Origin of the sequence: Melioribacter sp. Ez-97 (assembly GCF_051488665.1) — a bacterium.
GTDB lineage: Bacteria > Bacteroidota > Ignavibacteria > Ignavibacteriales > Melioribacteraceae > Melioribacter.
Window position 1 is genome coordinate 42,375 of sequence record NZ_JBPSEG010000015.1, and the last position, 19,889, is coordinate 62,263.

Annotated in this window: 21 protein-coding genes; 10 read left to right on the forward strand and 11 right to left on the reverse strand. The window is 41.2% G+C overall.

Annotated elements, in window-relative coordinates; all coding sequences use genetic code 11:
• The 7 genes from sqr to ACSSWA_RS13615 all read left to right on the forward strand — a co-directional run bounded on the left by sqr (position 1) and on the right by ACSSWA_RS13615 (position 5,630).
• Positions 1 to 1,230: a type III sulfide quinone reductase, selenoprotein subtype gene (gene sqr / locus ACSSWA_RS13585; protein ID WP_437357095.1), complete on the forward strand. Its 1,230-nt coding sequence runs from the start codon at positions 1 to 3 to the stop codon at positions 1,228 to 1,230.
• A gap of 2 nt (positions 1,231 to 1,232) precedes the next feature.
• Positions 1,233 to 1,925, forward strand: coding sequence for a DUF1641 domain-containing protein (locus ACSSWA_RS13590; protein ID WP_437357096.1), 693 nt, complete (start codon positions 1,233 to 1,235; stop codon positions 1,923 to 1,925).
• Between the two features lie 16 nt (positions 1,926 to 1,941).
• Positions 1,942 to 2,259, forward strand: coding sequence for a TusE/DsrC/DsvC family sulfur relay protein (locus tag ACSSWA_RS13595; protein WP_422882072.1), 318 nt, complete (start codon positions 1,942 to 1,944; stop codon positions 2,257 to 2,259).
• 21 nt (positions 2,260 to 2,280) lie between these two features.
• Positions 2,281 to 2,748 carry a DsrE/DsrF/DrsH-like family protein gene (locus ACSSWA_RS13600; RefSeq protein ID WP_437357097.1) on the forward strand — a complete coding sequence of 156 codons (468 nt, stop codon included), beginning with the start codon at positions 2,281 to 2,283 and terminating at the stop codon, positions 2,746 to 2,748.
• 222 nt (positions 2,749 to 2,970) lie between these two features.
• Positions 2,971 to 4,242, forward strand: coding sequence for an OmpP1/FadL family transporter (locus ACSSWA_RS13605; RefSeq protein ID WP_437357098.1), 1,272 nt, complete (start codon positions 2,971 to 2,973; stop codon positions 4,240 to 4,242).
• Positions 4,243 to 4,445: 203 nt separating this feature from the next.
• Positions 4,446 to 5,138: a DUF4386 domain-containing protein gene (locus ACSSWA_RS13610; protein ID WP_437357099.1), complete on the forward strand. Its 693-nt coding sequence runs from the start codon at positions 4,446 to 4,448 to the stop codon at positions 5,136 to 5,138.
• Between the two features lie 54 nt (positions 5,139 to 5,192).
• The gene (locus tag ACSSWA_RS13615) at positions 5,193 to 5,630 is read left to right on the forward strand and encodes a hypothetical protein (RefSeq protein ID WP_437357100.1); all 438 of its coding nucleotides are present in this window, start codon (positions 5,193 to 5,195) and stop codon (positions 5,628 to 5,630) included.
• Here the strand turns inward: ACSSWA_RS13615 and ACSSWA_RS13620 are convergent.
• From ACSSWA_RS13620 to ACSSWA_RS13630, 3 genes are read right to left on the reverse strand one after another with little or no spacing between them, the layout of a single operon-like run.
• On the reverse strand, positions 5,627 to 5,815 hold the full coding sequence (locus ACSSWA_RS13620; RefSeq protein ID WP_437357101.1) for a hypothetical protein: 189 nt from the start codon (positions 5,813 to 5,815) through the stop codon (positions 5,627 to 5,629). The two genes, ACSSWA_RS13615 and ACSSWA_RS13620, sit on opposite strands and share 4 nt — an antisense overlap.
• Positions 5,805 to 6,887, reverse strand: a complete 1,083-nt coding sequence (gene prfA, locus ACSSWA_RS13625; RefSeq protein WP_437357102.1) for a peptide chain release factor 1 — start codon at positions 6,885 to 6,887, stop codon at positions 5,805 to 5,807. The genes ACSSWA_RS13620 and prfA overlap by 11 nt, the downstream gene beginning before the upstream one ends.
• A 35-nt stretch (positions 6,888 to 6,922) precedes the next feature.
• Positions 6,923 to 7,564, reverse strand: coding sequence for an SOS response-associated peptidase (locus ACSSWA_RS13630; RefSeq protein WP_437357103.1), 642 nt, complete (start codon positions 7,562 to 7,564; stop codon positions 6,923 to 6,925).
• A 110-nt stretch (positions 7,565 to 7,674) separates the two neighbouring features.
• On the opposite strand from ACSSWA_RS13630, the gene trmB reads away from it, so the two are divergent.
• Positions 7,675 to 8,319: a tRNA (guanosine(46)-N7)-methyltransferase TrmB gene (gene trmB, locus ACSSWA_RS13635; RefSeq protein WP_437357104.1), complete on the forward strand. Its 645-nt coding sequence runs from the start codon at positions 7,675 to 7,677 to the stop codon at positions 8,317 to 8,319.
• Here the strand turns inward: trmB and ACSSWA_RS13640 are convergent.
• Positions 8,316 to 9,104 carry a hypothetical protein gene (locus tag ACSSWA_RS13640; protein WP_437357105.1) on the reverse strand — a complete coding sequence of 263 codons (789 nt, stop codon included), beginning with the start codon at positions 9,102 to 9,104 and terminating at the stop codon, positions 8,316 to 8,318. The genes trmB and ACSSWA_RS13640 overlap by 4 nt on opposite strands.
• Before the next feature lie 237 nt (positions 9,105 to 9,341).
• Between ACSSWA_RS13640 and ACSSWA_RS13645 the strand changes: the two genes are divergently transcribed.
• Positions 9,342 to 11,276: a sensor histidine kinase gene (locus tag ACSSWA_RS13645; RefSeq protein ID WP_437357106.1), complete on the forward strand. Its 1,935-nt coding sequence runs from the start codon at positions 9,342 to 9,344 to the stop codon at positions 11,274 to 11,276.
• Positions 11,277 to 11,279: 3 nt separating this feature from the next.
• On the opposite strand, the gene ACSSWA_RS13650 is transcribed toward ACSSWA_RS13645, so the two are convergent.
• The 7 genes from ACSSWA_RS13650 to ACSSWA_RS13680 all read right to left on the reverse strand — a co-directional run bounded on the left by ACSSWA_RS13650 (position 11,280) and on the right by ACSSWA_RS13680 (position 18,992).
• Complete coding sequence (locus tag ACSSWA_RS13650; protein WP_437357107.1) at positions 11,280 to 11,762, reverse strand: hypothetical protein; 483 nt, start codon at positions 11,760 to 11,762, stop codon at positions 11,280 to 11,282.
• Positions 11,759 to 12,667, reverse strand: coding sequence for an MBL fold metallo-hydrolase (locus tag ACSSWA_RS13655; RefSeq protein WP_437357108.1), 909 nt, complete (start codon positions 12,665 to 12,667; stop codon positions 11,759 to 11,761). Before ACSSWA_RS13655 ends, ACSSWA_RS13650 begins: the two co-directional genes overlap by 4 nt.
• A gap of 92 nt (positions 12,668 to 12,759) precedes the next feature.
• Positions 12,760 to 13,749: a potassium channel family protein gene (locus ACSSWA_RS13660; RefSeq protein ID WP_437357109.1), complete on the reverse strand. Its 990-nt coding sequence runs from the start codon at positions 13,747 to 13,749 to the stop codon at positions 12,760 to 12,762.
• A complete protein-coding gene (locus ACSSWA_RS13665) occupies positions 13,746 to 14,411 on the reverse strand; it encodes a mechanosensitive ion channel family protein (RefSeq protein ID WP_437357110.1) in 666 nt (221 codons plus the stop codon). Before ACSSWA_RS13665 ends, ACSSWA_RS13660 begins: the two co-directional genes overlap by 4 nt.
• Positions 14,398 to 16,677: an amino acid permease gene (locus tag ACSSWA_RS13670; protein WP_437357111.1), complete on the reverse strand. Its 2,280-nt coding sequence runs from the start codon at positions 16,675 to 16,677 to the stop codon at positions 14,398 to 14,400. The genes ACSSWA_RS13665 and ACSSWA_RS13670 overlap by 14 nt, the downstream gene beginning before the upstream one ends.
• 330 nt (positions 16,678 to 17,007) lie before the next feature.
• The gene (locus tag ACSSWA_RS13675) at positions 17,008 to 18,465 is read right to left on the reverse strand and encodes an HD domain-containing protein (protein ID WP_437357112.1); all 1,458 of its coding nucleotides are present in this window, start codon (positions 18,463 to 18,465) and stop codon (positions 17,008 to 17,010) included.
• 8 nt (positions 18,466 to 18,473) lie between these two features.
• Positions 18,474 to 18,992 carry a hypothetical protein gene (locus ACSSWA_RS13680; protein WP_437357113.1) on the reverse strand — a complete coding sequence of 173 codons (519 nt, stop codon included), beginning with the start codon at positions 18,990 to 18,992 and terminating at the stop codon, positions 18,474 to 18,476.
• A 634-nt stretch (positions 18,993 to 19,626) separates the two neighbouring features.
• Here ACSSWA_RS13680 and ACSSWA_RS13685 point away from each other — a divergent pair.
• Positions 19,627 to 19,889: hypothetical protein (locus tag ACSSWA_RS13685; RefSeq protein ID WP_437357114.1), on the forward strand; the 263-nt coding region annotated here is incomplete at its 3' end.

A 19,889-nucleotide genomic window follows, 5' to 3' on the forward strand; every position in this document is an offset into this window, starting at 1 on the left:
ATGAAAAAATTAGTAATACTCGGAGCCGGAACAGCCGGCACCATGATGCTGAATAAACTCTATCCTGTGTTAGACAGGAACGAATGGCAGATTACTATTGTCGACCAATTCGAAACACATTACTATCAGCCCGGTTTTCTTTTTATACCGTTCGGGATTTATTCAAAAAAAGACGTAATTAAGCCGAAGCGGGATTTCTTTCCGACCGGCGTGAACGTATGTATGGGCGAAATCGACAAAATCGAACCCGGTTCGAACAGAGTGCTGATGAAAGACGGAAAAGTGCTGGGATACGATTATTTGATTATAGCAACCGGCGCAAAAATTAATCCGGGCGAAACTGAAGGAATGCTCGGAGATTTATGGTACAAAAAAATATTTGATTTCTATACGATAGAAGGCGCCGTAGCTCTGGCTAATTTCTTCAAACACTGGGAAGGCGGCAAGCTGGTTGTTAATATTACCGAAATGCCGATTAAATGTCCCGTGGCTCCGCTCGAATTCGTATTCCTCGCCGACTGGTATTTTACGGAAAGGGGAATACGCGACAAAGTTGAAATCCACTTTGTAACGCCTTTGCCGGGCGCATTCACAAAACCGAAAGCTTCTTCAATATTGGGCGACTTCCTTGACAAAAAGAATATTAAACTGACAACCGATTTTAATATCGGGCGTGTGGACAATGAAAATCAGAAAATAATTTCGTGGGACGAAAGAGATGTACAGTTCGATTGTTTGGTTACAATACCTACGAATATGGGCGACGAAGCCATTGCCCGCAGCGGCATGGGCGACGAGCTCAATTTTATTCCTACCGACAAACATACTCTTCTTGCCGAAGGATACGATAATATCTTCGTTATCGGCGACGCTACGAATTTGCCTTCTTCGAAAGCCGGTTCTGTCGCTCACTTCGAAGCCGATATTCTACTCGAAAATTTCATCGATGTTATCGAAGGCAGAAAACCGAGAGCCCGCTTCGACGGACACGCAAACTGCTTTATCGAATCGGGTTTCGGCAAGGGAATTTTAATCGATTTCAATTACGATACCGAACCTCTGCCGGGCAAATTTCCCCTGCCTGGCGTCGGACCTTTTTCGCTTCTGGAAGAAACCAAAATGAATCACTACGGCAAAGTCATGTTCAGATGGATGTACTGGAACTTCCTGATTAAAGGAAAAGAATTGCCGATCGAATCTCACATGTCAATGGCAGGCAAGAGGTTATAATTATGGATGAAACAAAAATTCAAAATCAGATAGAAGAGCTGAACCGGAAGCTCGATATTGTGCTCGAAGAAATCGAACTGCAACGCCGGCACAGAAGAGAAATGGACGACCTTAAAGACGATCTGATGCGGGTGGGAACCGATCTCTATAAAACTGCGGTAGAGGAACTCGACGAGATAAGCGACTCATTCAATACCGCCGATTTGCTCCACCTCGGCAAAAAACTTCTCAGAAACGTCAACACAATCAACAAAGCGGTCGAACAGCTCGAAAGCATTAAAGATTTCTTCGAAGATTTTGCGCCTATTTCGCGCGACGGCATAATCGATTTGATGAATAAACTCGACGAGTACGACAGGAAAGGGTATTTCGATTTTATGAGAGAAACAAGAAAAATACTCGACAACGTCGTTACTTCATTCTCGCCGGAAGACGTAAGAGCGCTTGCCGATAATATTGTAATGATTCTCAGCACCATTAAAAATCTTACTCAACCGGAAATGTTAAATACTCTCAACAACGTTGTCAACGTATACAAAAATCTAAATATTAAGGTTAAAGAAGACGTCTCGTTGATTTCGCTTCTGAAAGAAATGAACGACCCTGAAGTTAAAAGAGGATTGGCATTCGGAATTGAATTCTTAAAAAATATAGCCAATCAACCGAAAGAATTAAACGTAAACACAAAACAATAACAACGGAGGTACTTTTATGGCAACCATCGAAATATTGGGCAAGCAACTTGAAGTCGACGCAGACGGCAATCTTGCCAATTTATCCGACTGGAACGAAGAAGTGGCTAAAGAACTCGCCAAAATGGAAGGCATTAACGAATTGACGGAGCGCCATTGGGCGGTAATTAATTTTATGAGAAAAGAATATCAGGAAAAGGGCGACGCCCCTTCAATCAGAAGACTTACAAAAGAAAGCGGCGTTAGCACTAAAGAACTCTATGAACTTTTTCCGAACGGTCCGGCTAAAAAAGCCGCTAAGATTGCAGGGCTTCCCAAACCCAAAGGGTGTATTTAATTAATAATAACGGAGAATAATATGTCCGAACAACTCAAAAAAGTATCAATAGTGGTTTCAAAAGGCTCCCTCGAGGGAGTTTATCCCGGGCTTATAATGGCTAACGGAGCGCGAATGGAAGGTATCGAAGCAAATTTATTCTTTACATTTTTCGGACTCGACGCTATTATCAACAAGAGAATGGATAATCTTAAAGTAGCCACGGTAGGCAATCCCGCTATGCACATTCCGTCGTTAATCGGAATACTGCCCGGAATGAGCGCATTTGCAACCAGAATGATGAAAAAAGAGATGGAAAAACTCGATATTCCTCCCGTAAGAGAATTCCTCGAAATGATTCACGACGCCGGATGCAATATCTACGCATGCAAAGCTACTGTCGATATGTTTCATCTTAAGAAAGAGGATTTCTGCGAACAGGTAGACGACATTATTACCGTCGGCGAATTTTACGAGATGTCTGCCGGCGGCGAAATTATCTTTACATGATTTTCAGGTTTGTCCCGTCTTATTCTCCGCGCTTAATCGAGACGGGACAGACTTTTTCGTTTTAAAAAAAGCGATTTCGTAAGTATCGTCTTTTTTTTTATTTTTCAGGGCATAAATTTAATTAGGGTATAAGGTGTGTTTATCCGATTCATCTGAGTTGCTTTTCACAGGGGCGAACTCAATGATATAAAATCATCCATCAACTATACAGGGGAGTGAAGCATGAAAAAATTAACCGCTATTCTGACTGCAGTATTAATGATAGCATTTACGGCAGTCCCATTAAAAGCAAACGGATTGAGTCTTAACAGCGTCGGGACCCGCGCGCTCGGTATGGGAGGCGCGTTTGTCGGGTTGGCTAACGACGGTTCGGCAATTTATTGGAACCCCGCAGGTCTGGCAGGATTGGATTCGAGAGTTTATTTGTACGGTACGTTCATTATGCCGAACGGCTATTACAAGAACGGACCCGTCGACGCCTCTCTTGTCAACAACGTTTATCCGGCGCCCGGATTGTTCGTTAATTATTCGCTCGATAATATGGCTTTCGGACTCGGAGTTTATGTGCCTGCGGGTATCGGAGCCGAATGGAATACTTCCGAATTCGGTTATCCTTCGCAGGCTAACTTAGAACTGATGTCGCAAATCGGAGTGATAAACATATCTCCGGCGTTTGCTTATCAGATTTCCGAAAATCTCTCTCTGGGCGTTGCCGTTAATGTTTCGTATGCAATGTTCGATATGAAACAGCCGGTTATGCAGGATGTAAACGGCGACGGCATTCCCGAATTTTTCCAGTACGACGAATCGTCGGACGGACTCGGATTCGGAGCTACTTTCGGATTGAAGTATAATTTCAATCCCGAACTCTCTTTCGGAGCCACTGTACGATTGGCGTCGAAAGTATCGATGAGCGGAACGGCAAAGAATAACCTGTTCCCGGCATTGCCCAACTTTCCGCCAGCAGTAATGCCAGGACCCGGCGAAAGCGATTTCGACAGGGACGTAACATGGCCGCTCTGGATTTCCGGCGGGTTTGCCTACAAACCGAACGATAAACTTACGTTGGTTCTCGACGCTCAATTCAGCCAATGGTCGGAACTCGACGAGCTTGTTACGGAATATAACGACGCTTACTGGAAACTGGCAATGAGCGTAGACGACGGAAATAAATTCATCCTTAAATGGGAAGACAAAGTACAGATTCGCGCAGGCGCCGAATATCAATTTTCTCCTTGTTTCACGGGCAGAGTCGGCTACTACTACGACCCGGCTCCGGCTCCGGACGAAACGGTCAACATTCTCTTTCCATCTTCCACAAATCATGTTCTCACGGGCGGACTGACTTATTCAACGGGAAAAGTTCAGCTTGAAGCTGCGGCAGAGTATCTCTTCGGCGCAGAAAGAGAGGTTACCCAGGGCGCTCACAATATGGGCGGAAAACACCTGCTCAATGTTTTCAGTTTCAGCGTAGGCGTCGGATACAATTTATAAGAATTATCGATCGTTTTTTAGGGCGGGTAATAGAACCCGCCTTTTTTGTTTTAAAATCTTTCCCTCCCATCGACAAATCACGCATATACATCAAAGAGTATAAACTATCGCCGCAACGAAATTCATCCGGAAAAAAATTGCCGGTTCTCGGATAATTTTCTTATTATTGTTTTTCAAGAGGGAGATAAATAGAAGGTTTCCGTTTGGCGGGAAAAGAAAAAAGAATCCGATATAACTTTTATGCCAGGATGGCTGGAATACTCTACCTGGTAATAATAATTACCGGTCTTTTCAGCGAACTCTTCGTGAGATCCAAAATTGTATTGAAAGACGACCCGGCGGCAACGATGACTAACATAAAATTATTTCACTCGCTGTATCGCGCCGGTTTTGTATCGGATACTGTAATGGTAACAGCTGATATTATTATTGCAATTCTCTTTTACATACTGTTCCGGAAGGTAAGTAAATATCTTTCTTTGTCGGCTGCGGTTTTCAGATTGGCGCAAGCCTTTTTGATAAGCGCAAGTTTGTTGTTTTATTTTGCTCCGTTGATTTTGCTCGACAATATAAATCCTGAAACCGGCGAAACAATAACGCCGCTTCTCTTTATCGAACTTCATGCATACGGATACGATTTCGGATTGATTTTCTTCGGAGTTTCGAATTTGATTCTCGGTTATCTGATTGTAAAGTCGAAGATTATACCGCAAATTTTAGGTTACGGTTTGTCAGCCGCAGCAGTAGTGTATATATTTGGTAGTTTTATTCGATTTTTGTTACCCGATCTTTTTTCTCACATACAACCGTTATATCTGATTCCCTTGATCGCCGAATTGTCCGTTGGAATATGGCTGCTTTTAAAAGGCGTGGATCTGAATAAATTATTCTCTTAAAATACTCTTGCTGCGATTTAAATGGCTCTCAAATAAATCGGAGGAGGAAAATCGATGTTCAAGAGGATTCTCGTCTGCGGTATCTCTTCGGGAATTGTAATGGGCATTATGCTTTTCATCGGCGGAGCGATTGTCTCGAGAGTTGTGTACGGACCGGAATTTGCGCCGCCCGGAAAATTCAAGCCGGAACAGCTCAATCCGTTTTATTTTATCTGGACAAAAATTGTAATCGGAATTTTCTTCGGATTGCTTTTTGCCTTTGTTTATGAAAAACTCCCGTTGTCCGGAAGATTTAGATCTTCATTGCAAGGAGTTTTGTACGGAGCGGGATTCTGGTTGATTATTTCATTGTGGGATATTTCTCATCCGCTTGTATACGGTTCGGCATTCGGCAGAGACAGAATTTTCTGGTTGATTTATACTTTTATCGGTTTTGTCGCTCTGGGATTTTCTTTCGGGTTTTATTACAAGAGGCAGTCAAAGCCGGATTAAACCTGTTTGTCCGGCTTATAATTTTCTTCGCCCGAAGTAAAAATTTTGCCGCATACCTGGCAAAGCCATTCTGCGTCGCGCCGGTTGTATTTTTTCGGATCGAGTATCAATGTGGCTGAAGATTTACACGATGGACACGGCGGATTATACCGACCTTCGTCTTTTATTTCTTTATTATTCTCCACCGCCGGTCTCGTTCAGTTTTTCTGCGCGGTCTGCTATTTTTAGTTTTTCTATCAACTCGTCGAGCTCGCCTTCCATAATCGAATCGAGATTATAAAGAGTCAATCCGATGCGGTGATCCGTAACGCGGTTTTGTGGAAAATTATAAGTCCTGATTTTATCGCTGCGGTCGCCTTTACGCACCATCAATTTGCGTTGAGCTGAAATTTCCGACATCTGTTCCTGCATTTTCATGTCGTATAAACGCGCTTTTAATACTTTCATCGCCTTCTGACGGTTCTTAAGTTGCGAACGTTCGTCCTGGCATTGAACGACAAGTCCGGTAGGAATATGAGTAATCCGAATGGCGGTTTCGACTTTGTTAACGTTTTGACCGCCTGCGCCGCCGCTTCTGTAGACGTCGATACGCAGATCGTTTGGATCGATTTCGACGTCGACGTCCTCTACTTCAGGCAGTACTACAACCGAAGCCGCAGAGGTATGGATTCTGCCGCTTGCCTCGGTCTCGGGAACGCGTTGAACGCGGTGTACTCCGCTTTCGAATTTCATATCTCCGAAAACGTTTGTGCCCGAGAGAGAAAAAACAACTTCTTTAATGCCTCCCAATCCGGTGTCGCTTATATCGATCAATTCCTTTTGCCAGCCGCGTTTTTCGGCGTATCTCGAGTACATTCTGTATAAATCGGCGGCAAACAATCCTGCTTCTTCGCCGCCGGTTCCGGCTCTTATTTCTACAATCACGTCTTTGTCGTCGTTCGGGTCTTTGGGAATCAATAATACTTTTATCTTCTCTTCAAGCTCTTCGAGCTTTTTGCTTAAATCTTTCAATTCGATTTCGGCAATTTCTACCAATTCTTTGTCGGAAGAAGTTTCTATGATTTCTTTATTGCCGCTGATTTCGTTGAGCACTTTTTCGTATTCGTTGAAAGCGGCTACGATTTCTTCCAATTCGCGGCGTTCCTTGATGAGAGAAATAACCTTCTTCTGATCCGATAAAACGTCCGGGTCGGTAAGTTTAGTGTTGATTTCTTCGAACTTTTCACGTATCGATTTTAATTTGTCGTATATTTCCATCGTTTCCTCGAAATTGGATTCCAAATATACTAAGTTTAATCTTTTTTTACTTCGGTTGCTTTCTTTTTTCGTACAGGTAAAACGGCTACTTCTTTTCTCATTTTAATCGAATGGGGGTACGGTCTAAGCCTTTTCAGAGATTCTTTTGCAGGCTCGTCCAGAATTTGAAGAGCTTCGTCGAGTTCAAAAAGAACGGGCATTCGATTGTGGAACGGCTCGACGAATTCGTTTGGCGATGTGGTAATAATCGAAACCGACAGATTGTTTTCTTTGTCTCGGTACATTATTCCCGGCACGAAAAAGTATTCTTCGTTATAGATATAAATTTTGTGTTGTACTTTTCTGCCTTCGACTTCGATCCATTCGTAAAAACCGGTCATCGGAACCAGGCAACGATTGTTTGTAAACAGATCGTTCCAGAATTTTTTTTCTTTTATAGTTTCGCTTCTCGAATTTACTATGTTGGGCTTATCTTTGCCGAATTTGATTCCCCATTTAATAAGACTTATCTGGAGCTTGTTTCCTTCTTTATAAACGCAAAGAATTTTATCGTTCGGACGGATATTTGTTTTTTTGAAAGATTCGTCGAGTTCTTTCGCCTCGATGTTATATTTTTTTTCGAGCAGCTTTCTTATCAGAACCGCCGCTTCTATTTTTGTTTCGAAACCGTAACACATTTTGCTCTCCTTCGGATGTTAATCCAAAAATAGTATTTTTTCCTGCAGATATTCCACTCGGTATTTCTTCCGAAATGATTAACTTTGCGTTTCATAAAAAACGGAATAAGATGCCGAGAAGAAAATTAAAGAAACTGCTTGAAGTAAGAACATTCGAAAACGTCTTCGACGCCAAAGCGGAAAATGCGGAAGAAGAATTGCGCCGGTATCTGAACAACGCCGACAGGGTTACTCTGGAACTCGGTTGCGGACAAGCCGATTACTCGATAAATCTGGCGCTCCTTCGACCCGACAAGTATTTTATCGGAATCGACCGGAAAGCCGCGCGAATCTGGAACGCGTCGAAAAACGCGGAGGCAAGCGGAGTCAAAAACGCAGCTTTCCTGATTTCGTATATCGAACGACTCGACGAAATATTTAAAACGATGAAAGCCGAGGAAATCTGGATTACATTTCCGGATCCGTATCCGAGGCGCGGCAGCATGAAAAAACGTTTGACGCATCCCCGCTTTCTCGAAGTTTATAAAAAAATTACTGCTCCCGGCGCCAAAATAAATTTGAAAACGGACGACGAAACTCTTTACGAATACACGCTTTCTGTAATAGAAGAAGAACAATTGAAATTGATCAAAGCCGTGGACGACCTCTACGCCGAAGAAAACTTGAGCGACGAAGAGAAAATTCGCACCAAGTACGAAAAGATGCACCTTGCCAACGGCAAGAAAATTAAGCTCGTACGGTTCAGGCTCGACTAAAAGCGATATTGAACCGAAGCGTTGAATTCAAGGTTTTGGTGAATTTGAAGATAAACTCCGCCGATAGTAGGGTTCATATCATTAAAGTATTGTTTGACGGGTTTTAAGTCTACGACGACAGTGTCGCTTAAATAAGCCTCGCACATATCACCGTGAGAATCATGAAACAGATAAAGATTTGCGTCGGGGCGCGAAGAATACGGAGGGTAATACCAAACCGCTCTGAACTCGTGAGCCGAGCACCCGCCGCTGTAAGAAACCCGTATAAAAAGTTTGTCGTTCGATAAATCGATTTTGTTGATTACAAACGGGTCTTTTTTGATACGGTCGAGTTCGCTTTCGTTTTCAATCCGTACGAATAGCGGCGCTTTGATTATTTCTAATTCTGCAACGTAATCTTTTTTGTCGATCGAATCCGGAAAAACAGGATAAGGCGACAACGATTTTAGGCGTATCAGATAATCGTCGATGTAATAGGAATCGCCGAAAGACTGAAACGTATTGAGCTCCACGGTTTTGATTTCGGAGCCGAGCGAGACTTTTAGCCGAACAACGGCGTTTCCCGCCCACACGCACATTACGCCGAGCGGACATCTCGAATCCTCCGGCACGTCTTCAAACAGAATTTTCAGTTCGTTGTTTATGTAAGCGTAATTTTTCATGCCGAGCTCTATACTGACCGTATCGGATTTCGATACATTGTATTCGACGGGCGCAATAATATCCGCTCCGTCCATACATGAAATTAAAAGGATAATTATTCCCGGAAATAATAATCTTTTCATTGCCCTTCCAGTTTTAAATCGTCGCCGTCAATCAAAATAGCGGTTAATATTTTCAGATGCAATATTGCCCCGGCATTAATTTCTCCGGCATTCAAATCCGAAGCGCAATCTAAACGAAGTCCGGGAAATTTCACGGTATAAGTTGATCTCCTTAATCCGGAAGGAGGTATTTTTTTGTTTCTTATTCAATTAAAAAAAAGTAAATTCGATAATAGAGCATAGAAGAACGGGTGCGCTATGCAGGAATCCAGAAAAATCGAAAATATCGAAACAAAGTTGAAACAGCACGAGGAGAGAACCCGTCTTCTGCTTAAAACGCTTTGCGGTATTTCGTATCAGTTCGACATTATCGAAAACCGGCTTGTTTATTTCGAGGGAGAATCGATAAAAATTACCGGCTATCCGGCGAGGGATTTTATATCGGGAAAAATCAAATGGAGCGAACTCGTATGCCCGCAGGATAAGGAAATGTTCGCCGGCGAAGCGGAAAAGTTAAGAACAAGAAAAAAACATACGGCAGACCATATCTACAGAATTAAACACAAAAACGGTTCGACCAGATGGATAAGGGATATCGCAGAAATTACCGTCTTCGGGAACCATAAAGTAATAAACGGCGTTTTGTACGACTTTGCCGAGCAAATAAAATTGAAAAATAATTTGGTTAAAGCGGAATTCAGCTACCGAAGCGCAATCGACAATTCGCCGAATATTATTTTCACCGTCGGAAAAAATCTAAAGTTTACTTATCTGAATAATGCCGCTCAAGCGGTTTTCGGAAATGCGGACAAGATGAAATTGAAAAAGGCAACCGATGTAATCTTACCTCCGATTATTATCGACGGCAAAGAATACGGTAAAAGTTATCTGAGAAAGATTGTAAACGATGTTTATGAAGGCAGGACTTTTTCCGATATCGAGCTTACATATAAAAGCGGCGACAACGACGAAATAAATACTATTACGAGAATCTATCCCGAGTTTACACACGACAAAAAAACTTACACATGCGTTTTTGCCAGTACGGATATTACCGACCGGAAAAAGCAGGAAGAAAAACTGAAGGCTATCGAGAAGTCGATAGAATTTTCGCACGACCCGATTTTCTGGGTAAATTCTAAGGGAAATATTATTTATGTAAACGAATCGGCATGCAGGAAACTCGGATATTCAAAAAACGAGCTTCTTTCGATGTCGGTGTTTGATATCGATCCGCATCTTAAACGGAAAGAATGGAAAGAACATTGGAAAAAGTCTATAAATAAAAAGTACTATACCTTTGAAACCCAACACAAGAACAGAAAAGGCGAAATAATTCCGGTTGAAATTTCGGTTACTTCATTCGAATACGAGGGAGAAAAGATACATTCCGATTTCGTAAGAGATATAAGCGACAGGAAGAAATACGAAACGGAATTAATCAAAGCGAAAGAGAAAGCCGAACATTCGGAAAAATTGAAGTCAGCGTTTCTGGCGCAAATGTCGCACGAAATCCGCTCGCCTTTACACAGAATTCTCGGATATGTTTCGATACTGAAAGATTTTATTGCGGACAACCTGCCGGAAAAAACGAGTCAAACGGACGAATATTTTCACGGCGTTGAACTCGCAAGCAAGCGTTTAATACGCACCATCGATTCGATTCTCAATATGTCGGAATTGCAAACCCGGTCGTACGAGCCGGTCTTTAAAAAGTTCGACCTCTACGACAGGCTGATATTGCTTTACAACGAGTATAATAACTTTGCCAGAGTGAAGAATCTGGAATTCAAACTCGAAAGAAAGACAAAAGAGACGCAAATAACCGGCGACGAATACAGTATTGTGCAAATTTTCGCCAACCTGATTGACAATGCAATAAAATATACGGAAAAGGGAAGCGTAAAGATTGTTATAGGCAGGAATAAAAACCGGCGTCTCTTTGTGGAAGTCGCCGATACGGGAATCGGAATATCCGACGAATTTCGCAAAGAGCTTTTCAAACCGTTTATGCAGGAGGAACTCGGCTATTCGAGAAAATACGAAGGGAGCGGTTTGGGGCTGGCGCTCGTTAAAAATTACTGCCGGATTAACAACGCCGTAATTTCTGTTGAGAGCGGTAAAAATACGGGCTCCGTATTCAGAGTAACTTTTAAAGGCGAAGATAATTTGTCTGAAATCGATACGACTTAGTTTTCAATACGCCACGCCGATAAACTGATTTTCAGCTTTTATCAGAAACTGATTTCCATCCAAGAAAACCAGAACCGCTACAGTTACGGATTGATTTTCCCAACCTGAAGGTCCGCTGCGACCAATTTTTTCGAATTTATAGGGATAATTGTTCGGGTAATCCTCGTCGACTGTAAATCCGGAAAAAACCTCTCCGTTCCTGATTAAGTAGTAGGCTTCGATGTCGATCTTGAAATCGATATCGGAGGAATCGGCGGTAAAGATTGTAAAGAGAGCTCCGAATCGGGGCCCCGTTTCAGGTATTGTCGGCATTTTATCGTACCAGATGTCGGCTTTTAATACGAGGCGTTTGTTTTTGTAGACCAGAGTGTCGGGCGTAGCCAACAGAGCCGAAAGCGGAAATTCCGGCGGTTTTTTTTCGCCTTCCTCGCATGCAAGCGCAAGAATAAAAACGGTCAGCAGTAATGAGACTGTTAATTTTTTCATTTTGTTTGCGTCAGTTCTTCATATGCCCGCTCGAGATTCATTTTTCGCGCGCCGTTCCAGTGCTCTTTTATAAATCCGAAACCGGGTATTTCCGGAGCCGCCGTTATTTCTTCTTTCGATTTGCCTTTTTGAATTTGACCGTCTACAAATTCGAGCAGAGCCGTAAGATAGTTTTTCATCTGTATCAGGCTTTCTTTGTTGCCGGTTACGTTCTCGTCGCTGTCGGCATGTCCGAAAATGAATACAGTCTTGTCGTCGAAATGCGCAAGCGACTTATCGATAAATTTAATCCAGTCGTGAAGATTAGATCCGCCCGGGAAATCGATATACGGATAAACGTTGTTGAAGACGATATCGCCCATATGAACGATATTTGAATTCACGAACCGCACGGCAATATCGCCTGCTGTATGAGCCGGATTGAAGTGGACGGCGTCTATTTTTTCATTTCCCAGATCGACGCTCCATTCCTTTTCGAATACGATGTCCGCATAAGCCTGCGGAACCTCTCCGCCGCCGTAAAACTTTTCCTGCATTTCACGGCATTTTTCGTGTCCCACTATTTTATCCGTATATTCTCTCAGAAAGTGATTGCCTCCGGTGTGGTCCCTGTGGTGATGAGTATTAATAAGAAAGTTGATTCGTCTGTCGGTCTTCTTTTTCAAACCGTTATAAAAATTGCGGACGGAGTCGTCCATCTGAGAGTCGATAACTGTAACAGCGTCGTCGTTTACATACCAGAGAATTGTGCCGCCTTTTTCGGTATAAATTCCGATGCGGTCGTTGAGATTTCTGAATCCGGAAATTTCCTGCGCCGCTTTTGCAAAGAAATTTCTGCCTTCGAGCAAAATCCCGCCTGTTATCAAAAGAGAAGTTTTTATAAAGTTTTTGCGCGTTGTTTTCATGTTCGCCCTTTGGTTTGTTTGTATGTGAAAACGCAAACCGGCTTCATAAAGTTTAATTCATTTTGCGAAGTGATTATTCTTTTTCTTAATTATCAGTAATCTTTCAGTTTTTCGAGATTTTTTCTTTCGCCGATTGCAATCAGAGTATATCCTTCTTCGATAATAGCGTCGCCTTTCGGATTATAAATAAAAGCGCCTTTTTCATTGTTCTGAATGGAAACTATAATAGCGTTGAATTCGGTTCTAATCGGCAGTTCGGAAAGCTTTTTCTTGTGCATTTTAGAGCCTTTTTTAACTACAAACTCTTCGATTTGAAGGTCGAGATTTTTATTTGCCGAGACGATTTCGATAAAATCCGCCACGCCGGGTCGAAGCAACAGCGAAGCCATTCTTACGCCGCCGAGTTCATACGGATTGATAACACGGTCGGCGCCGGCTTTAATCAATTTCGGATGAGTTTCTTCCTCGATAGCGCGCGCCACAACGAATATGTCGGGATTCAACGACTTTGCGGTCAAAGTAGTAAAGACGTTTTCCGGATCGGTCGGCAGTACGGCAACGAGCCCTTTTGCTTTTTTAATGCCGACTCGTTCCAGAGTTTCGTCCTGGGACGCGTCGCCGGTATCGTATAAATAGCCGGCGGCTTCTAATTTCGGGTGATTGGCTTTATTGTTTTCGATTACCACAAAATCGGCTCCTGCATGAACCAGTTCCTCGCAAATATGCGTTCCCATTCTGCCGTAACCGCACACGATATAGTGATTCTCGAGTTTTCGTATTCTGTTTTCCATTCTCTTTCTCTTGAATATTTTACTTTCTATAAGGATTTGGATTCCCACGCCGGCTACGTAAAGCACAACGGCAAAACTTGAGGCGAGGAGAAAAATCGTAAAGAGTTCGCCTCCTTTCGACAGCGGATGCACTTCCTTGAAGCCGGTTGTTGTGATGGTTATTATTACCATATAAAGCGAGTCGATAAAACTCCAGCCTTCGATTACAATATATCCGAAAGTGCCGATGCAGATAATTGCAAAGAGCAAATAGAGAGCGCTGATAAGAGGTTTAACCGGGGATTCCGTCATTGTTTTTCAAAATTTTTTTCGTTTTGATCTATAAATTCTCCGAGTATCGATTTTTTTGCCGCCAGCGCAAGTATTACGAAAATAATTCCGAGCGTAATCATAATTATAGTATATCCGATAATCACTATCTGCGTGGCGATGTCGATTTCCACAAGAGCCATAGCAGCAAAAAAGAGGACGATTATAAATTTAGTCATACGCGATATTAACGAATAATGATGAATATTTTCTTTCAACAAACTGTTATAAACGGCAGTGGATACTCTTCCTGCAATTATCCATCCGGCTCCGAATATAATAAAAGCGACGAATAGTTTCGGTATAAAAATTACGCTTTGCTGAATCAGGTTCGACAACACCGTTAGTTTCATAGCGTCGAGCGCTGAATTCAGGAAAATCAAAAATACTATAAAGAAAATTACATTGCCGATAAAATTAAAAACGGCGTACCGGATGTCGGCTTTCGAAAGAGCCCGCCGCCATTGCATTCTTACGAATAATCTTTCGAATCGCAATACAACAAGAAGTTGAACGGTCAATCTTTTGGCGAGCCACCCGATGAACCACCCGACTATTAATAAAATTACGCCGCCGAGAAGGCTCGGAAGATATCCGATAATTTGTTTGCCGAGATCGAGAAAAGGACTGTCAATTCTTTCCATTTATGACTCCTGATTCTTTTGGCGATTTTAACAACAGTTTCCAGAGGGGCTCTCTTTCTTCGTATTCTTTTACCCAGAGGACGGGGCAGGCGGCTTGTTCGGTAATATCCTGAGCCAGCGATTTGCCGAATAGCAGTTCGAGAAAGTCGCCCGTTTTGCCGCCCATCAAAATCAAATCCGCATTCTTCGATTCGTCTACGATTCCTTTTAAGATATCCGTATTTCTAAGAATCTTTACTTCGGCTTGAATCGAATTTTCCTTCAAAATTTCGGATATTTTTTCTTCGCGTCTCTTTTGTTCCGAAACCGGGGTTTCGGGTTCGTACACAAGCAGTATTTCGATATCAGCTTTAAAATACTCGCTGAGAGCCGGAGCGATTTCCGTTGCAAGCATAGCATGGGCGTCGATTGTGAAGGGAAGGAGAATTTTTTTGATTTTTTCCTTCTCGATATTTCCGTGCAGAACGGCTACTTCGCCCGGAAATTTTTGGATTACGCTGTCGATTATCGACGAAAAAAACCGCTCGAAAAAGTCGGGATTTTTTGCCCTTCCCAGTATTATGAAATTGCACTCTTCTTCTTCGGCGGTACTGATTATTCCCTGCGAAATCCGGTGAGATACGTTGAGTATCGAGCGCGTGGGAATATTTTCTTTGAGTGTAATTTCATTTGCCCGGTCGAACAGCGGTTTGGCTCTTTGAATGTCGGTCAATTCCGAAACGAGAGGATTGCCTTCGCGGACTTCGGTAACGTGCAAAAGCAAAATTTGAGCGTTCGATTTCTTTGCAACTGCAGAGGCAATGTGAGTTAAACTCGTAACGTTGTTTATGTTGGCTAACGGCAGCAGTATTCTGTATTCTTTCCGTTCGAGCCTTTCGAGCGAACGGACTTTCCGGACGTGTTCCACTTCGCGATGAGCCGCATAAAATTTATATACGAACAGTCCTGCCGATATCCAAACTGCGGTTACGATCCAGGCGGTCGGACTGTAATTGAACATATAAAGAGCCAGGAAAAGGAGCGACAAAATTCCCAGAATCGACAGATAAGGAAAAAGGGGAGTAAAGAATCCGCGGTCGAGGTCGGGTCTTTTTTTACGCAGACGAATCAAGGTTATGTTTACCTGAAGGAACAACAGAAGGAACATAATATCTGCGGCGCTTGCCACGTCTTCTATCGGCAGCGACACCGCCATCAGTACTACGATGAAAAGAGAAATGAGGATCGAAAGGTGCGGCGTAAAATTTTTCTTATGAACTTTTCCGAAAAAGGTAGGAAAGTTTCTGTCCCTTCCCATAGCAAAAGCCACGCGGGACGAAGAATAGATCGTGGCGTTTAAAGCCGACATTGTCGAAATAATACCGCCGATTAAAAGCATAATGCCGCCGCCAGTAAAAAACGATTTTGCCACTTCGACTAACGCCGTCTCTTTGTGCGAAGCCAGATAATCCCACGGCGTAGTATCGCCGGGAGGAATCACCGATCCGAGAGCGGTAAAAGCTATCAACAAATAAATCGGCACAACTATAGCTAACGAAAGAAAGACTGCGCGCGGTATATTCCTTTTCGGATTTTTAATCTCTTCCGAGCATTGAGAAATTACCTCGAAGCCCTGGAACGCTATAAACGTAAGTCCCATCGCTTTGAAGACGCCGCCCCAGCCGTGCGGGAAGAAGTTCGAAAATGCCGACTGCCAGTCCGGTCGTTTAAAAACAAAATTGAGTCCGAATCCGATAAAAACAAGGAGAATTACAATTTTGGCGATTGTAACCAGATTGCCTACTTTTCCCGTTTCGGATGCGCCTTTGAAATTGATATAAGCAAATAAAATTGCCGTAACGGCGGCGAGTATTTTTTGAGGTGACAAAAATCCCCAATGGGGCATTGCAATATTAAACTCGTGAATGACAAGTTCGAAGTAAGCTCCGAAGCCGAGCGCATAGAGACTACAGGCGACCGCATGAGCAAACCAGCTCATCCAGCCTGAAATAAATCCGTTCCATTTAGGCAGTCCTTCTTTTACCCAGAGATAGCCTCCGCCGGCGTCGTGAAAACAGGAACCGAGCTCTGCGTATGAAAAAGCCGTCAAGAGCGCCACGAATCCGTTTAATGCAAATGTAATTATTAAAGCGGGACCGGCGACCCCGGCTGCAATTCCGGTCAATACGAATATGCCCGCGCCGATCATTGCCCCAACGCCGATTAATGTGGCGTCCATAAGTTTCATCTCGCGGCTGAGATGAACTTCGGTGTCGAATTTCTTCATGAAAGCGTCTATTTATATTTTTTAATACTTTCGGCGGACACAGCCCTTAATCAACACGGGAAATTCAGTACCGAAGGGAATATTTGTCGGGAGTTATTATAGCCATAAGGAATGAAAAGGTCAATGAGAAAGTTATAGATAAGTTTCAAGGTTTTGTTGATTGAATGGTTCCGGTTAAAATAAATTCATCTGTTTAAGTAGATTTTTCTTAGTGCGTTTATATTAAAATTATCTTTAAAACTTTATTGTGGCAGAAAAAGTCTAATTCATTTATTTTAATTATACAAGAGATATTTTTTATAGCACATTCTCTTCACGTATGGTAAAAATTTAGGGCTTCTTGTAATTAGAAAGAAAATCTTCAATTGCTGGTTTAAGAATTCTGTTTACCATCTGACGACAATTTCTATCAATAAAAAAACGAAGATAATATTTATAACCCAGGGGATATTCCCCATTACTTTGATGTGAAGACACAAGATGTAGTGGGAAACCAAGAAATTCCGCTAAGGATTTTGATTTATTTTTAGAATAATATACTTTGATCTTTTCTTGAACTGAAGAATCAAAAACGGAGGGTAATTCTTCTCTATTAATTAGAAAATCGAAATCCAAATTATGTTTATTATGTAATTTTTTTTGCAAATTTCTTAATTCAATATGTAGCTGATTAGAGCTTTGAATGAAAAATACAGAATCAGGATAATCAGAAGAAAGGTCAAAAACTAAAGACGGTTTATAAAGTTCACGAGAAAAAAACTTGCGTATTCTATTTGAAGCATTAATTTTATGGGATGCGATAACTCTTAATATAGAATCATCTGTCCAAACCATAAATTTATTTATAATATCAGAGTTGTCAAGATCATAGGGACCATGAGTAATGGGAATAATATCTTGAAGCTTTTTAGGAGATCTATGAAAAGTTTCAAAACAAGTAGCTAATATATCTATTAACATTGCATCAGTAATATTACGAATATGATGCTTATAGATATTTGCATGCATTTTATATCTTTGTAATCTTAGAGTCCAAGCTTCTAAAGCACCCTTTTTAGTAACATGCAAGTTATAGCTGTCATTTGCTATGCATATATTACGCCACAAACGTTGAATATCATAAAAACCATAGTTGGTACCGCAATGATACGAATCTCGGTAAATATAATCTCCTTTATCAGTATCAATAGGTCCATCAATGATTTTTCTTAAAACCATTTCAATGGGCTCAAGTTCTGATTGTACGGTAATAAGCTTCTTGTTAAGAGCTTGTAAAGCTTTTCTTGCATACAGTTCGTTCGATTTCTTGGTTTGTGTAATAAGATAACGTGCTAATTTATAACCGACTTCTTCATGATCATAATTGTATTTCAATTTTGCATATTTGCATGCTTCTTCTAATGTATGGCTAAAGGGTGCATGTCCTACGTCGTGTAGTAAACCAGCTAAACCAGCCGATAGAATAAAAGCTTTTTCTCTTTGTTGTCGGTTTCTTTTTTTAAAATCAGGGTCAGTACTAAAGTAAGAATGAATTAATTCCTTAGAATTTTGCAAAAGAGAAATCGCAGCGAGCATTGATAAAAACATCACACCAATACTATGTTCAAAACGAGAATGTTGTGCAGAGGGATAGACTAATTGTTCAAGAGGCAGTTGACTTATCCACCGAAGCCGTTGAAAAAGTTTGTGATCAATTATGGGAAGTAATTCTTTGGGAAACTCAATAAATGTGTAGATTGGATCCCGAACAACTTTAGATTCAATTTGATAATTCGAGAGAAAGTACATTAAGATAACTAACTTTTTTTATCAAAAGAATCACTAAGATCTAATAAGTTCTTAATGTCATTCTCTTTTAAGGAAGCTAAGTCTTTCCATCCTAACAATGAAGCTCGCTCCTTTAGAAAAGTAGGATCGCGGGACGTACCGTTGTTATTATGAACTAACATATTAATTTTTGCTAAGTATGAAATTTTTTCTGTCGAAGTAACATTATTTGTAAATAAAAAATTCAGAACATATTCAAATCTTTTTTTGTAAGGTTCTGAAAATGAAAAATTTTTATTTTCCAATGATTTAGAGAGCGTAAGAGATTTTTTATCAGAGGAATAAATTATATAATTAGAATAAATTAAAGAGTCGACCATTAATTGAACCATTTCACTATAGGGGCCATATAAATAAGGAATATAGAACTTTCTTCTATGCTCTTCACTGAAGGTGAGATAAATTACTTTTTGGATTATAGTTTTTCCAATGTAAGTTTTTTTTTGATTAAATTCATTGACAATATTTAAAATATTGTTTGTTAACATATATCAACCTTTTTTATTTTAGATAGGGGGTCGGTTAAGGCAGGGCAATATAAATTATTTAATTTTGTCACCTTTGTTCGTGATTTTTATCACGCTACATGTAAAATATAAAAAAAATCATAAAAAATATAGAAAAATGTAAAAAAATTAAAAAAATAATTTTATTAATAATAGTGATATCTAATAAAGGGGCATAAAGTCAAATGGGTGTGTAAATAATTTTGTGTAAATGGTTAATGAATAGCTTGAGGCTAAGCGGAGTGGAGTGTAACGGAACGAAGCTTAGTCTCGTGGAAAATAGGCGTCCCAGTTATCGGTTGATAAAATAGCTATAAGTTATTAAAAGACAAAAAGAAATCTAAATTAGTGAGTTAGTGAACTCGCTAAAAGGATATCGATAATGAAAAGGAGGAATGGCCGTAGGATGCGTTGTCCATATTGCAAGTCGTTGTCAACCGTAAAAAATGGGAATAGAAAACTAACGCCGATTAGTTTTGATAGAAAGACGAGCCGTGAAGTCCAGCGATACAAATGCAAGTTATGCCAAAGGACATTTACGATCCCTAAAGAGAAGAAGAGGAGATATAAGGAGAGTTATAAGATAGAGATCGCCAGGATGCACGTCGAAGAACGCATGAGTTTCAGAGTAATCTCGAAGAGAGTAAGAGAGCGCTTAGGAATAAAGCTGAGTAAAACTACCGCTTGCAGGATAGTAAATGAGATAGCACTGCGTTCAAAGGGAGATATAAATATAAAGCAAGAATACTCTCCGAAGTGGAATGGATATTTAACGGTAGACGATAAATATTTTAGTATACGAGGAGATAAGAAGATGATACTAACGGCAACAGATAAGACAGGGGATTTACTACACACGGAAGTATTCATTGAAAGGGA